Raw genomic sequence first — 14,019 nt, forward strand, 5'->3', positions numbered from 1 at the left:
AGGGGGGTGCGTGAGCCCGCTCCTCATCGCCAACCCCGTCGAGCCCGCCGAACTCGCCGATGCCCTCGGCCTGCACCGGCCCACGCCCGAACAGGCCACCGTCATCGCCGCGCCCGTCGAACCGTCCCTGGTCGTCGCCGGAGCCGGGGCCGGGAAGACCGAAACCATGGCTGCGCGGGTCGTCTGGCTCGTCGCGAACGGCATCGTCAGCCCCGACCGCGTCCTCGGCCTCACCTTCACCCGCAAAGCCGCGCGCCAGCTCGGCGAACGCGTCCGGGCCCGGCTCCGCCGCCTCGCCGGGTCCGGCCTGCTCGACCGGCTCGACCCGACCGGCGGCCTCCGGTCCACCGTGGTCGCCGGCGAACCCACCGTCCTCACCTACCACGCCTACGCCGGGCGCCTGCTGTCCGAACACGGCCTCCGCCTGCCGGTCCAGCCCGGCGTCCGGCTCCTCTCCGAAACGTCGTCGTGGCAGATCGCGCACCGGGTGGTGTCCACTTGGGACAACGAACTCGACACCGACCGCGTCCCGCCGACCGTGACCGCCGACCTGCTCGCCCTGGCCGGTGAGCTGGGCGAGCACCTCGTCTCCACCGAGCAGCTCGCCGAATACACCACGTGGCTGTGCCGCGTCATCGAGAACGCCCCGCGCGCCAAGGGACAGCGGGCCGCGCTGCCGCAGAAGCTCACCGAAATCATGGCCGCGCAACACTTCCGGCTCGCGCTGCTGCCGCTCGTCGACGATTACCACCGCCGCAAGCGCAACGAAGGCGCGCTGGACTTCGCCGACCAGATGTCGCTGGCCGCCCAGCTGGCCGGCGGGTACCCGTCGGTCGTGCGCGGCGAGCGTGAGCGCTACGGCGCCGTGCTGCTCGACGAGTACCAGGACACCGGGCACGCCCAGCGCGTGCTGCTGCGGGCGCTGTTCGGCGGCGTCGAGAACCCGCCGATGCCGGTCACCGCCGTCGGCGACCCCGCGCAGGCGATCTACGGCTGGCGCGGGGCCAGCGCGGCCAACCTGCCCCGGTTCACCACGGATTTCCCGCGCTTCGACGGCGAACGGCTCGTCCCCGCGCACGAATTCGGGCTGCTGACCAGTTTCCGCAACCCGCCGGAGATCCTCGACCTCGCGAACGCGATCGCCGAACCGCTGCGGGCCCGCGGCCTCGGCGTCGAACGGCTGCGGGCGCGGGAAGGCGCCGGGCCGGCGGACATCGCGTGTGCGCTGCTGTCGGACGTCCGCGCCGAGCGCGCGTGGGTCGCCGACGCGCTCGCCCGGCGCTGGTACGCCCACCAGGAGCAGGCCGGCAAGCCGCCGACCGCCGCGGTGCTGGTGCGGCGCCGCGCCGACATGGCCCCGATCGCCGCCGAACTGCGGGCGCGCGGGCTGCCGGTCGAGGTCGTCGGGCTCGGCGGCCTGCTGGACGAGCCCGAGGTCGCGGACCTCGTGTCGACGCTGAAGGTGCTCGCCGACCCGCTGTCCGGGAGTGCCGCGGCCCGGCTGCTGACCGGCGCGCGCTGGCGGCTCTCGGCGGCCGACGTCGCCGCGCTGTGGCGGCGGGCCGGCGAGCTGTCCAGCCCGGAGAAGCCGGACACGCCGGAACTGGTCGTCGAGCGCGTCGAGCAGGCCGGGCTGATCGACGCCGTCGACGAGCCGGGCGACCCGGCGCGGTACTCCGAGGAGGGGTACAAACGCATCCGGCGGATCGGCTGGGAGCTGGCCGCGCTGCGGCGGCGGCTCGACCAGTCGCTGCCGGAGCTCGTCGCCGACGTCGAACGCACGATGCTCCTGGACGTCGAATCCCTGGCCCGGCCGGGTTCCGCGGGGCGGGCGCACCTGGACGCGTTCGCCGAGGTCGTCACCGACTACGCCGAGACGGCGCCGACGGCGACCCTCCTGTCCTTTGTGGATTATCTCAACACCGCCGCGCACGCCGAGGACGGGCTCACCCCGGGCGAGGTCGAGGTCGTCCCGGACCGGGTGCAGGTGCTGACCGTGCACTCGGCGAAGGGGCTCGAGTGGGAGGTCGTCGCCGTGCCGCACCTGGTGCACGACGTGTTCCCCGGGCGGCGGCGGTCGTCGTCGTGGCTGCGGACCGCGACGTCGCTGCCGGCCGCGTTGCGGGGCGACGCCGAGGACCTGCCGGAACTTCGGATCGCCGAAGGCTACGACCGCAAGGAAGTCCAAGAAGGACTGGAACTGCACGAAGCCGGGTTCGTCGAGCGGGAGCAGGCGGAGGAACGGCGGCTCTGCTACGTCGCGCTGACGCGGTCCGAGCACGCGCTGATCGTCTCCGGGCACTGGTGGAACGAAAGCAGCAGCCGGGCGAAGGGGCCGTCGGAGTTCCTCACCGAGATCGCCGACGTCGTGCGCGAGACCGGCGCCGGGCAGCTCGCGGAGTGGACGCCGGAACCCACCGAGGACGACGAGAACCCCCTCGTCTCGGACTCGCGGGCGGCGCGCTGGCCGGTCGACCCCCTCGCCGACCGCCGGACCGGCGTGCAGACCGGCGTGGAGCTGGTGTCGGAGGCGCTGTCCGCTTCGGAACCCGCGGAGTCGTCCGAAGAGGACGACGACCCCGACGGCTGGCTGACCGACACCGACGTCCTGCTGGAGGAGTGGGCGCGCAAGGACGACCACGTCAAGCGGGTCCCGTTGCCGTCGAGGCTTTCGGTGAGCCAGCTGGTCGCCCTGGCCGACGACGCCGCCCGGCTCGCCGCCGACCTGCGCCGGCCGCTCCCGGTGGAACCCAACAGCTTCGCCCGCCGCGGCACGGAGTTCCACGGCTGGCTCGAACGCCGGTTCGCGGGCGACCAGCTCATCGAGATCGACGACCTCCCGGGCGCGGCCGACTTCGGCGAGGCCCCCGACGCGGACTTCGAGGAACTGCAGGCGGAGTTCGAGAAGAGCGAGTGGGCGCCGCGGGTCCCGGTGGCGGTGGAGGTGACGTTCTCGGCCGACGTCGAAGGCCTCACCCTGCGCGGCCGCATGGACGCGGTCTTCGCCGACCCCGACGGCGGCTGGACGGTGGTCGACTGGAAGACCGGCGCGGTCCCGCCGGAGTCCCGGATCCCGGCCCTGTCCGTCCAGCTCGCGGCCTACCGGATGGCCTGGGCGGCCCTGAAGAACGTCCCGGTGGACCAGGTCCGCGCGGCCTTCCACTACGTCCGCGCGAACCGCACGATCCGCCCGGCCGACCTCCTGGACCCGGAAGCCCTCCGCCGCCTCCTCCGCGACATCCCCGAGGCGTGATCAGCGGGTCGACACGCGTGATTGAGAGGTCGACACGCGTGATTCGGGGGACGACACGCCGGGTTGCGGGCCGAGCCGTCGTGTCGACCCTTCAATCACGCGAGCTGACCCTTCAATCACGCGTGTCGACCGCTTGATCACGCGGGTTACGCGTTGTCGCGGACCTTCAGGGCCCACGCGATCAGGGGCCACTGCAGGGGAAGGCGGGCCCAGGCGATCGCGCGGCGGGGAGCCGGGGCGCGCCGGGCGTCCACCGCCATCTTGACGTTGCCCGGGAAGACGCCCAGGAACAACAGCGCCGCCGCCAGGCCGCCGAGACGGCGGGTGCGGGGAGCCGCCACCGCGGCCGCGATCGCCAGCTCCGCCACGCCCGATCCGTACGTCCAAGCCCGCCGCGAACCCGGCAGCGAAGCGGGGATCAGGCCGTCGAACGGCTTGGGGACGGCGAAGTGCAGGACGCCCATCGTGCCCAGCACGCCGGCCAGGAAGTGCGCGGGCCGTTGCGAGGTTGCCATGAACTCATCGTTTCACGCGGCGGCGCGGTGTCCGGTTCGGCTATCCTCCGGGCGTGAGTGACGCTCGACACGAGCCAGCATGAAGGCCCTCAAACGGTTGCCGCTGGGCAGTCTCACCGATCGGCCCGACCACGAGCTCGTCGGCATCCTGCGGATGCCGGAACTGACGGTCAGCCCGCTCCGCGCGATCGTCAAGCGGATCATCGGTGCGACGCTCGCGCTGCTGGCCACGGTGGTCATCGTCTACCTCGACCGGGACGGCTACCGCGACGCCAACGGCGACGGTCTGTCCTTGCTGGACAGCCTGTACTACGCCACGGTCTCGCTGTCGACGACCGGCTACGGTGACATCGCGCCGGCGACGTCGTCCGCCCGGCTGGTGAACGTCCTGGTGATCACGCCGCTGCGGGTGCTCTTCCTCATCGTCCTGGTCGGGACCACCCTCGAAGTGCTCACCGAGCGCTCCCGCCAGGCGTTCAAGATCCAGAAGTGGAGGACGAAGGTGCGCGACCACACGGTCGTCGTCGGGTTCGGCACCAAGGGCCGGTCCGCCGTCAACGCGCTGCTCGGCGACGAGAACATCGCCCCCGGTCAGATCGTCGTCGTCGACACCGACCAGCAGGCCCTCGACGCGGCGAGCGCGCTCGGCCTGGTCGCCGTGCACGGCTCGGCCACCCGGTCCGACGTCCTGCGCGTCGCCGCCGTGCAGCACGCGCGCGCGGTCGTGGTCGCCCCGAACCGCGACGACACGGCGGTGCTCGTCACGCTCACCGCCCGCGAGCTGGCGCCCAAGGCGCACATCGTGGCGTCGGTGCGGGAGGCGGAGAACGTCCACCTGCTCAAGCAGTCCGGCGCCGACCAGGTCGTCGTCTCCAGCGAGACGGCCGGGCGGCTGCTCGGCATGGCGACGTCGACGCCGCTGGTCGTGGACATCATGGAAGACCTGCTGACCCCCGAATCCGGCCTGGCGATCGCCGAGCGGGCGGTCGAGCCGGCGGAGGAGGGCGGGTCGCCGAGGCACCTGGCCGACCTCGTCCTCGGCCTGGTCCGCGACGGCGTCCTCTACCGCGTCGACGCCCCGCAGGCCGACGCCATCGAACCGGGCGACAAGCTGCTGTACGTCAAGAAGGTGACGCAGGCGGAGAAGATCGAGCGCTGACCAGGGCACCTGGGTTTTGCCCGCGGGATCTGGAACCATGACCAGGTGCCCCCGCGACCTCTCGCCCTCAAGTGGCCCACGGTGGCGATCCCCGCCGCGGCGGGCGTGCTCGTCGTGCTCCTCGCCTGGCTGGCCGGGCCCGGCCTGCTCGGCATCGGCAACGACGTCCTGGGCGCGCCGGTGCAGGCGGAGGTGACCAAGCCGGCGCCGTGCGACCGGCCGGACGCGAAGGAAACCGTCAAGTTCACCGTCGGCGGGAAGGCCCACGAAGGCACGCTCGACGGCTGCGGGCACGGCCCGGGCGAACGCGTCGAGGTCGCCGTGCCGGACGTGGTGCCGGACCAGGGCCAGGTCGCCGTCACCCTCGCCGACACGTCGATGGGTGCGTCGGACGCCCGGCGCCCGCTCGGCATGGCGCTGCTGGTGTTCGCGTGCTTCTCCGGCGGGATGTTCGTCTACCTCTGGCTGAGCATCCCGCTGCGTCCCCGGACGGCCGGCGCCAAAACGGCTAGCTGACCTCGGACGACGGCGCCGCGAAGGTGTTGCAGTCGGCGATCCGGTTGCTCGTCGCGCCCGCCCGCCACCAGGATGCGTAGTGCGCGTTCGTCCCGTGGTCGTGGCTGCGGGAGGTGTTGTCGCCGCGGGTCTCCTGGTCGTTCCAGGCCTTGTTGTACATGTCGCGGGTGACCGTGCCGCCCTGATCGACGTGCGCGCCGAGGAACATCCCCGAGAAGCACTGGGCCTGCAGTTCCTTGCGCCGCGACATCTCGAGCCCGGCCGGGCTGTTCTGGCCGGCCTCGTAGATCTTCTGCCAGGCCGCGTCCATCAGGCCGGCGACCTCTTGCACGTGGTGGCCGTACTCGTGGGCGAACAGGGCCAGGTAGACACCGGGGTTGTTGCCGTACTGGTCGGTCTGCAGGCCGCGGAACGGGACGTACAGGTTGTTTTCGCAGTAGTACGCGGCCGTCGCGATACCGACCTGGATGGTGCCGCACTCCGTCTCGAAGCTCGCGCCGGTCGGGAAGTGCAGCGATGGCGGCGTGAAGGGCAGGTGGTAGGCCGTGAGGAACGGGCCCCACGCCGCGTCGAGGCACTTGCTGGCGGCGGTGAAGAACGCTTCCGCGCCCGCTTGCGTGCTCTGCCAGGCCGGCAGCGTGCAGACGCGGTTCTGCAGGCCGGCGTTGGGGTCCTGCAGGATCGGGTGGTCGGCCAGCTTGAGGATCTTCTGCGGGCCGGTCGGGCTGGGCGTCGCCGGATCGGTCGACGGGCTCGACGCCGACGCCGGGGCACCCGCGCCGCCGGGCGGCAGCTGCTGCGGGGGGACGTCCTGCGACGACGGGACGTCGCGGAGGTTCGGGTTGGCCAGCGGGGTGTTGTCGCGGTTGAGGGCCACGATCGCGACCAGGCCGAGCACCAGCACGGCGACCGCGCCGAGGCAGACGCCGATCACCGCCGCCGGCGAACGGCGCCTCGGTGCGGACACGGTGTGCGGGCGGCCGAGCCAGGGGAGATCCGGTTGCGCATCCGGCACCGGCGGCGGCTGGACGGTCCCGCGAGGCGGTACCTGGCCGGGGGGCGGTTGCGTCACTAGGCAGTCCCGAAGGGTCTCGGTACGGACCGGGGGTACCCGATCCCGCCATTCAGCATATCGGGGGAATGGGCCGTCTCGCACCCGTCCGTGCGCGGGTGGTCACGGCGCACCGACGTCACCCCAGGTCTGGCCGGGTGCAACCGGCTCTGAGAGAGTGTTGCCAAGCAGGTACTGCAGGCGAGGGGCTTCGATGACAGACACCGGTGGCGCGCCCGGCGGCGAGGGCGCCGACACGCCGACTCCGAGCCAGGGCACCCCCCAGGCTCCCGCCCCCGGATCGGGTGAGCCCCAGCGGCCCGAAGATCACGCCGCGTCACCGGCGACGCCGCCGCGAGGCTGGCAGGCGCCGGACGCGCAGGCCGCGCCGCCGACCCCGCCGCCGGGCTGGCAGCACGGACCGGCCTACCGCCCGGACGCGCTGCCGCCGTTCACCGGGCAGCAGCCGCAGTTCCAGCAGCCGCGCTGGAACCCGCACGGGCTCGGCAAGCCCGGCGTGATCGCGCTGCGGCCGCTCAACATCGGCGACATCCTCGACGGCGCGATCACGGCGATCCGCCGGCACGCGCTGCTGATCCTCGGCATCGGCGCGGTGGTGGCGGTGCTCAGCGCCGCGATCACGTTCGTCCTGCAGAAGTACATCCTCACCGACCTGGCGGGCTTCGCCTCGACGGTCGACCTCGGCCCCGCGGCGACCGAAGAGGAGCTCCGCAGCGCCCTCTTCGGCACCTTCGGCGACCTCTTCATCGTGCTGATCTCCTCGACGCTGCTCTCGACGTTCCTGCTGACCGTCACCACCGGCCTGATGGCCGCGGTGATGGGCCGCGCCGTGCTGGGCCGCGAGGTCACCTTCGGCATCGCCTGGAGCGAGGTGCAGCCGCGGCTGCTGCCGCTGCTCGGCGTGGCGTTCGTCTACGCGCTCCTGAGCACCATCGGCGTCATGCTCTGCATCGTCCCCGGCGTCCTCGCCTGGGTGTTCTGGGCGCTGGCGGCCCCGGCGCTCGTGCTCGAGCGCGGGACGTTCCGGACGGCGTTCGCGCGGTCGGCCAAGCTGGTCAGCGGCGCGTTCTGGCGGGTGCTCGGCGTGCTGGTGCTGGCCCAGATCATCGAGTCGTTCTTCGCGAACATCATCCAGCTGCCGTTCACCTTCGGCAGCGGCACGCTCAGCCAGATCTTCAACCCGGGCAAGATAGCCGTGCCGAGCACCGGTGACCTGCTGCTGGCGTCGGCCGGGCAGATCGTCGCCGGCACCATCGCGATCCCGTTCGTCGCGCTGGTCAGCGTGATCGTCTACCTCGACCAGCGGATGCGCCGCGAAGGCATGGACATCGAGCTGGCCCGCGCCGCCGGGGTGCAGCCGCCCCAGGCATGGTGACCTTCCGGCTCATCGACGTCCCGGTCGACATCGACCGGGACGCGGCCCGCCGCGCGGCCGAAGAGGAGCTGTCGGACCCGAAGTACCGCGACGCCCGGCCGAGCTTCCTGCAGCAGATCGGCCAGTGGCTCGGGGAACAGCTGGAGAAGCTGCTCAACAGCCTGTCCTCGGACGTGCCCGGCGGGATCTTCGGGGTGGTGCTGATCGTCGCGCTGCTGGTCGTGCTCGTCGTGGTGATCCGGGTGCGCACGGGCAAGATCGCCGGCTCGGCGCGGGCCGGCCGCGTCGTCTTCGGCGGGCAGCGCAAGAGCGCCGCCGACTACCGCCGGTCGGCCGCGGAAGCCGCCGCCGCGGGCCGGTTCGACGACGCCGTCCGCGACCGCTTCCGCGCCGTCGTGCGGGCCCTGGAGGAACGCGCGCTGCTCGACACCCGCTCCGGCCGGACGGCGGACGAGGCCGCCGCCGAGGCCGGCCTGCTGCTGCCGAATGTCGCGGACCAGTTGCGGCAGGGCGCCCGGCTCTTCGACGACGTCCACTACGGCGGCCGCGAAGGCACCGAAGCGGCGTACCGCACGCTGACCGAGCTGGACGAACGCTGCCGCCGTGAGCGACCGGTCGCCATGGCGGCCCCGTGAGCCCCGCCGACGTGCTCTTTCCCGCGGAGGCGGCATGAGCACAGCGGTTTCGCCCGACCTGAACCGGATCTGGCGCGGTGCCCGCGTTCCCCTCGCGCTCCTCGCCCTGATCTTCATCGCCGGTGCTCTGCTCCTGCTCGGCCGCGGCGAGCAGGCCTACGGCGCCCTCGAACCCGGCTCGTACGAACCCGGTGGCGCGCACGCCCTCGCGAAACTCCTGAAAGACCAGGGCGTCGACGTCCGGACCGTGCACACGATCGCCGAAGCGGACGCCGAAGTCGGCGACGACGCGACGCTGCTCGTCACCGCACCGGATCTGGCCCCGGCGAAGCGGTTCGACGCGCTGCGCGAGCGCGCCGCCGACGTCGTCCTCGTGACGCCGGGCGAGCCGACGCTGCGTGATTCACTGCCGTTGGTGCACCAGGCCGGCCGCAGCGACGTCGGGACGTTGCCGCCGCAGTGCACCGTCGCCGCGGCGGTCGCGGCGGGCGAGGTCACGCTCGGCGGGATCGGCTACGCCTCGCCCGGTGCGCGCTCGTGCTACCCCGGCGAGGACGGCGGCGGGACGCTGCTGCAGCTCGCCGACGGCGGCGGCACGACGACGCTGCTCGGCTCACCGGCACCGCTGACCAACGCGCGGCTCGCCGAACAGGGCAACGCGGCGCTGGGGCTGCGCCTGCTCGGCGCGCACCCGAAGCTCGTCTGGTACCTGCCGGCCACCTCGGACCCGGCGCTCGACGACTCCCGCCGGTCGATCTTCGACCTCATCCCGGACGGCTGGTACTTCGGGGCCGCGCAGGCGTTCGTCGCCGTCGCCCTGCTGGCGTTGTGGCGGGCCCGGCGGCTCGGCCCGGTGGTCACCGAGCCGCTGCCGATCGTCGTCCGCGCGGCCGAAACTGCCGAGGGCCGCGCCCGGCTGTACCGGCGGGCCAAGGCGGCCGGGCACGCGGGTGAGACGCTGCGGGAAGCGGCGCGCGGCCGGCTGCGGACCGCGCTGGGCCTGCCGCGCGACGCCGACCCGGCGGCGCTGGTGGAGTCGGTCAGCACACGGACCGGACGGCCGGCTCGCGAGGTCGGCGCGGTCCTCTACGGCCCGCCGGTGCCGGACGACCCCGCGCTGGTCCGGCTGGCCGGCGAACTCGATCACGTGGAACGAGAGGCAGGGCGAACTTGACCAGCGGTACCGAGAACGCGACCGGGGCCCGCGACGCGCTGATCGCGTTGCGCGCCGAGGTCGGCAAGGCCGTCGTCGGCAACGAAGCCGCCGTCACCGGGCTGATCCTGGCGCTGCTGTGCCGGGGGCACGTGCTGCTCGAAGGCGTCCCGGGCGTGGCGAAGACGCTGCTCGTGCGGGCCCTGGCCGCGGCGCTGGACCTGGAGACCACGCGCGTGCAGTTCACCCCGGACCTGATGCCCGGCGATGTCACCGGGTCGATCGTCTACGACGCGCACAGCGGCGAATTCTCCTTCCGCGAGGGGCCGGTGTTCACCAACCTGCTGCTCGCCGACGAGATCAACCGGACCCCGCCGAAGACGCAGTCGTCGCTGCTGGAGGCGATGGAGGAGCGGCAGGTCTCGCTCGACGGCAAGTCGCGGCCGCTGCCCGACCCGTTCATCGTGATCGCCACCCAGAACCCGGTGGAGTACGAGGGCACCTACCCGCTGCCGGAGGCGCAGCTGGACCGGTTCCTGCTCAAGCTGACCATGCCGGCGCCCTCGCGCGAGGACGAGATCGGGATCCTGTGGCGGCACGCCCAGGGCTTCGACCCGCGCAACCTGGCCGCGGCGGGCCTGCGCGCGGTCGCCGGTGCCCCGGAACTCGCCGCCGCGCGGGAAGCCGTGGCCCGCGTGACGATCGGGCCCGAGGTGATCGGGTACGTCGTCGACCTGTGCCGGGCGACGCGGCAGCTGCCGTCGGTGCGGATCGGCGTTTCGCCCCGGGGTGCCACGGCGTTGCTCGCGGTGACCCGCGCCTGGGCGTGGCTCGCCGGGCGCGACTACGCGACCCCCGACGACGTCAAGGCCCTCGCCCGGCCCGCACTGCGGCACCGCCTGGACGTCCGGCCGGAGGCGGAGCTCGAGGGCGTCACGGCGGACGGCGTGCTGGACCGCGTGCTCGCGTCCGTGCCCGTGCCGCGCTGACATGGCGGTCACCGGAAGGCTCGGGCTGCTGGCGCTGTTCGGCGCGCTGGTGGTCGGGCTGCTCCTGCCGTCGGGCACGGGGATGCTGGCGGTCGCCGCGGTGCTGCTGGTGCTCGTGGTCGTCGACCTCGTGCTGGCGGGAAGCGTGCGGGCGCTGACGTTCGCGCGCTCGGGCGACACTTCGGTCCGGCTCGGTGAGCCGTGCGAGGTGACGCTGGTGGTCGCGAACCCCGGTGGCCGCGCGGTGCGCGGGCAGCTGCGCGACGCGTGGCCGCCGAGCGCGGGCGCGGCCGACCGCCATTCCCTGCGCGTCCCGGCGGGGGAGCGGCGGGCGCTGGTGACGGCGTTGCGGCCGTCGCGGCGGGGCGACCGGACGGCGGCGCGGGTGACGGTCCGGTCGGTCGGGCCGCTGGGCCTGGCCGCGCGGCAGGGTTCGCACGCGGTGCCGTGGACGGTCCGGGTGCTGCCGCCGTTCCACAGCCGCAAGCACCTGCCGTCCCGGCTGGCGCGGCTGCAGCAGCTCGACGGCCGCAACGCGGTGCTGATCCGGGGCCAGGGCACGGAATTCGACTCTCTGCGCGAGTACGTCATCGGCGACGACGTCCGGTCCATCGACTGGCGCGCGACCGCGCGGGCGGCCGACGTCATGGTCCGGACCTGGCGCCCCGAGCGCGACCGGCACGTCGTGCTGGTGCTCGACACGGGCCGCGTCTCGGCGGGCCGGGTGGGCGACGCGCCCCGGCTCGACGCGGCGATGGACGCGGCGTTGTTGCTGGCCGCACTGGCTTCCCGGGCCGGCGACCGCGTCGACCTGCTGGCCTACGACCGGCGGTTGCGCGCGGCGGTGCACGGTTCGTCCGGAGCTTCGCTGCTGACGTCGCTGGTGAACGCGATGGCGCCGCTCGAGCCGTCGCTGGTCGAGACGGACGCGCGCGGCATGGTCGCGGAGGTGCTCCAGCGAACCCGCCGCCGGGCCCTGGTCGTGTTGCTGACCGGGCTGGACGCGGCGCCGATGGAGGAGGGCTTGTTCCCGGTGCTGAGCTCGCTGACCGGGCGGCACGAGCTGGTGGTGGCATCGGTGGCGGACCCCCGGGTGGCGGAGATGCTGGCGGCCCGCGGCGACGCGGAAGCGGTCTACGACGCGGCGGCGGCCGCGCGCACGACGGCCGAGCGCCTGCGGGTGACCGAGCGGCTGGTGCGGCACGGGGTGAGCGTGGTGGACGCGGTCCCGGAGGAGCTGCCGCCGGCGCTGGCGGACCGCTACCTGGCCCTGAAGGCCGCCGGGCGGCTCTGAGTCAGGCGGATTCGGGCAGGGCGTCGCCGGTGTCGCGGGCGTCGAGGTCGCCGACCTCGCCGTCCTTCGCCGCCCGGCGGCCGAGCGTGAAAACGTAGGCCAGGAACGCGATTTCGGCCAGCGCGCCGATGCCGACGCGCACCCACGTCGGCCAGCCTGACGGGGTCACGAACGCCTCGATGACCCCGGACACGAACAGCACGCACGTCAGCCCGAGCGCCATCACCACCACCGACCGGCCCTGCTCGGCGAGCGCGGCCGTGCGGGAGCGGCGGCCCGGGTCGACCACCGTCCAGCCGAGTCTCAGGCCGGTGCCCGCCGCGACGAACACCGCCGTCAGCTCCAGGAGACCGTGGGGGAGCAGGAGACCGATCATCACGTCGCCGCGGCCGGCCGCGCTCATCGCACCGATGATCAGCCCGGCGTTGAGCGAATTCAGCCAGAGCGCGCCGATCACCGGCAGGCCCAGCGCGACGCCGAGGAACAGGCAGGTCGCCGCCACCCACGCGTTGTTCGTCCAGACGTGCGCCGCGAAGGACGCCGCCGGCCCGGTCGAGTAGTAGTTCTCCGCCTGGCCGCCGGGCTTGGTCAGCTCGCTCAGCTCCTCCGGGGTGCCCAGTGACGCGCGCACGAGCGGGTCGCGCGCGACCCAGACGGCGATCACCACCATCACCGCGATCGACACCAGCGCGGCCGGGATCCACCAGCGCCGCGAGAGGTAGACCGCGGCCGGGAACCGGTGCGTGAAGAAGCGGGCGACCTCCCGCCAGGCCGGGTTGTGCGCCCCGGAGACCGCCGACCGGCCGCGGGCGACCAGGTCGGACAGCCGGCCGAGCAGGGCCGGGTCCGGCGCGACCGACCGCACGATCGACAGGTGCGTCGCGGTCCGCTGGTAGAGCGTCACCAGCTCGTCGGCTTCCGGCCCGGTCAGCTTGCCGCCGCGCCGGATCAGCTCACCGAGCCGGGTCCACTCCCCCGCGTGCGCAGCGACGAAGACGTCCACATCCACGCCGACCACCCTATCCGTCGATACGCTGGGCATCGTGCACGAGGAATCGGAGCTGGTCACCGGCGAAGCGGTCGTCCTGGACCTGCGCGTGGCCAAGCTCGCCAGCCGCGCACTGGCGATGGCGCTGGACGTGCTCGTGCAGCTCGCGCTGCTGCTGGGTGCGCTCATGCTGCTCACGTTCGTGGTGCCGTTCGCCGACGAGTCGCTGTTCCTGGCGCTGCTGCTGGTGTTCGTGGTGCTGATCGTGGTCGGCTACCCGGTCGTGTTCGAGACGCTCTCGCGCGGCCGCTCGCTCGGCAAGATGGCGGTGGGCCTGCGGGTCGTGCGGGTCGACGGCGGCCCGATCCGGTTCCGGCACGCGCTGGTGCGCGGGCTGGCCGGCTTCGTCGTGGACTTCTGGGCGCTCGGGTTGTTCGGCGCGGTCGCGGTGGTCGTGTCGCTGTGCTCGTCGAACGGCCGCCGCGTCGGCGACTTCCTGGCCGGGACGCTGGTGGTCCGCGAACGAGCCCCGCAAGGCCCCGGGTACGCGGCGGTCGCCATGCCGCCGGGCCTCGAGGGCTGGGCGGCGCAGCTCGACCTGACGCGGCTGCCGGACGACCTCGCGCTGGCGAGCCGCCAGTTCCTCGCCCGGTTCCGCGAGCTGCGGCCGGAGGCGTCGCACGCGCTGGGCTGGGGGCTCGCGCAGCAGATGGGGAACGCGCTGGGCACGCCGGTGCCGCCCCAGGTGCCGCCGTGGGCGTTCCTGGCGGCGGTACTGGCGGAGCGGCGCAACCGCGACCACGCCCGGGCGTTCCAGGCGTATGCGGCTCAGGGCCGGCCCGGCTATCCGCCGGTGGCGCCGGCTCGGCCCGCCCCGGGGCCGGCGGGGCCGCCTTGGCCGCCGGCGTCGCCTTGGCCGCCGGCGGGTCCGCACCCGGCCGGTGGCCCGCCCGCGGACCAGCCGGAGCTCCCGACGCCGCCGTCCGGCACGCCGGTGCCCGTGGAGAACCCCTTCACCCCGCCCAGCTGACGGGCCCTGGCTTCACTCGCGGCCGAGAGCCGCGTGGTCG

General features: G+C 73.7%; 12 protein-coding genes. 9 read left to right on the forward strand and 3 right to left on the reverse strand.

Annotated elements, in window-relative coordinates:
• The first annotated feature begins 10 nt into the window (after positions 1-10).
• Positions 11-3,253, forward strand: a complete 3,243-nt coding sequence (locus tag QRY02_RS43425) for an ATP-dependent helicase (RefSeq protein ID WP_285988500.1) — start codon at positions 11-13, stop codon at positions 3,251-3,253.
• A gap of 146 nt (positions 3,254-3,399) precedes the next feature.
• Here QRY02_RS43425 and QRY02_RS43430 read toward each other — a convergent pair whose 3' ends face one another.
• Positions 3,400-3,768 (reverse strand): DoxX family protein, encoded by a 369-nt coding sequence (locus tag QRY02_RS43430; RefSeq protein ID WP_285988501.1) that lies wholly within the window; start codon positions 3,766-3,768, stop codon positions 3,400-3,402.
• A 79-nt stretch (positions 3,769-3,847) separates the two neighbouring features.
• On the opposite strand from QRY02_RS43430, the gene QRY02_RS43435 reads away from it, so the two are divergent.
• Positions 3,848-4,927: a potassium channel family protein gene (locus tag QRY02_RS43435; RefSeq protein ID WP_285988502.1), complete on the forward strand. Its 1,080-nt coding sequence runs from the start codon at positions 3,848-3,850 to the stop codon at positions 4,925-4,927.
• A gap of 81 nt (positions 4,928-5,008) precedes the next feature.
• Positions 5,009-5,443 (forward strand): hypothetical protein, encoded by a 435-nt coding sequence (locus QRY02_RS43440; RefSeq protein WP_285994088.1) that lies wholly within the window; start codon positions 5,009-5,011, stop codon positions 5,441-5,443.
• On the opposite strand, the gene QRY02_RS43445 is transcribed toward QRY02_RS43440, so the two are convergent.
• Complete coding sequence (locus tag QRY02_RS43445) at positions 5,436-6,458, reverse strand: neutral zinc metallopeptidase (protein WP_387042550.1); 1,023 nt, start codon at positions 6,456-6,458, stop codon at positions 5,436-5,438. The two genes, QRY02_RS43440 and QRY02_RS43445, sit on opposite strands and share 8 nt — an antisense overlap.
• 250 nt (positions 6,459-6,708) lie before the next feature.
• Here QRY02_RS43445 and QRY02_RS43450 point away from each other — a divergent pair, with 250 nt between their 5' ends.
• Genes QRY02_RS43450 through QRY02_RS43470 form a run of 5 tightly spaced genes read left to right on the forward strand, consistent with a single transcriptional unit; the run spans position 6,709 to position 11,961 of the window.
• Entirely contained in the window at positions 6,709-7,890 is a 1,182-nt protein-coding gene (locus tag QRY02_RS43450) for a hypothetical protein (protein ID WP_285988504.1), read from the forward strand.
• Positions 7,884-8,525, forward strand: a complete 642-nt coding sequence (locus tag QRY02_RS43455; RefSeq protein WP_285988505.1) for a DUF4129 domain-containing protein — start codon at positions 7,884-7,886, stop codon at positions 8,523-8,525. The genes QRY02_RS43450 and QRY02_RS43455 overlap by 7 nt, the downstream gene beginning before the upstream one ends.
• A 34-nt stretch (positions 8,526-8,559) precedes the next feature.
• A complete protein-coding gene (locus QRY02_RS43460) occupies positions 8,560-9,699 on the forward strand; it encodes a DUF4350 domain-containing protein (RefSeq protein ID WP_285988506.1) in 1,140 nt (379 codons plus the stop codon).
• The gene (locus tag QRY02_RS43465) at positions 9,696-10,667 is read left to right on the forward strand and encodes an AAA family ATPase (protein ID WP_285988507.1); all 972 of its coding nucleotides are present in this window, start codon (positions 9,696-9,698) and stop codon (positions 10,665-10,667) included. The genes QRY02_RS43460 and QRY02_RS43465 overlap by 4 nt, the downstream gene beginning before the upstream one ends.
• 1 nt (position 10,668) lies before the next feature.
• A complete protein-coding gene (locus QRY02_RS43470; RefSeq protein ID WP_285988508.1) occupies positions 10,669-11,961 on the forward strand; it encodes a DUF58 domain-containing protein in 1,293 nt (430 codons plus the stop codon).
• Between the two features lies 1 nt (position 11,962).
• On the opposite strand, the gene QRY02_RS43475 is transcribed toward QRY02_RS43470, so the two are convergent.
• On the reverse strand, positions 11,963-12,970 hold the full coding sequence (locus QRY02_RS43475) for a stage II sporulation protein M (RefSeq protein WP_285988509.1): 1,008 nt from the start codon (positions 12,968-12,970) through the stop codon (positions 11,963-11,965).
• Positions 12,971-13,004: 34 nt separating this feature from the next.
• Between QRY02_RS43475 and QRY02_RS43480 the strand changes: the two genes are divergently transcribed.
• Positions 13,005-13,979: an RDD family protein gene (locus tag QRY02_RS43480; RefSeq protein ID WP_285988510.1), complete on the forward strand. Its 975-nt coding sequence runs from the start codon at positions 13,005-13,007 to the stop codon at positions 13,977-13,979.
• The last annotated feature ends 40 nt before the right edge of the window (positions 13,980-14,019 follow it).

The organism is Amycolatopsis sp. DG1A-15b (genome assembly GCF_030285645.1).
GTDB lineage: Bacteria > Actinomycetota > Actinomycetes > Mycobacteriales > Pseudonocardiaceae > Amycolatopsis.

Coding starts and splice junctions, on each gene's coding strand:
- QRY02_RS43430 (WP_285988501.1), bottom strand. CDS start 3,768: ATGGCAACCTCGCAACGGCCCGCGCACTTCCTGGCCGGCGTGCTGGGC.
- QRY02_RS43435 (WP_285988502.1), top strand. CDS start 3,848: ATGAAGGCCCTCAAACGGTTGCCGCTGGGCAGTCTCACCGATCGGCCC.
- QRY02_RS43450 (WP_285988504.1), top strand. CDS start 6,709: ATGACAGACACCGGTGGCGCGCCCGGCGGCGAGGGCGCCGACACGCCG.
- QRY02_RS43455 (WP_285988505.1), top strand. CDS start 7,884: ATGGTGACCTTCCGGCTCATCGACGTCCCGGTCGACATCGACCGGGAC.
- QRY02_RS43460 (WP_285988506.1), top strand. CDS start 8,560: ATGAGCACAGCGGTTTCGCCCGACCTGAACCGGATCTGGCGCGGTGCC.
- QRY02_RS43470 (WP_285988508.1), top strand. CDS start 10,669: ATGGCGGTCACCGGAAGGCTCGGGCTGCTGGCGCTGTTCGGCGCGCTG.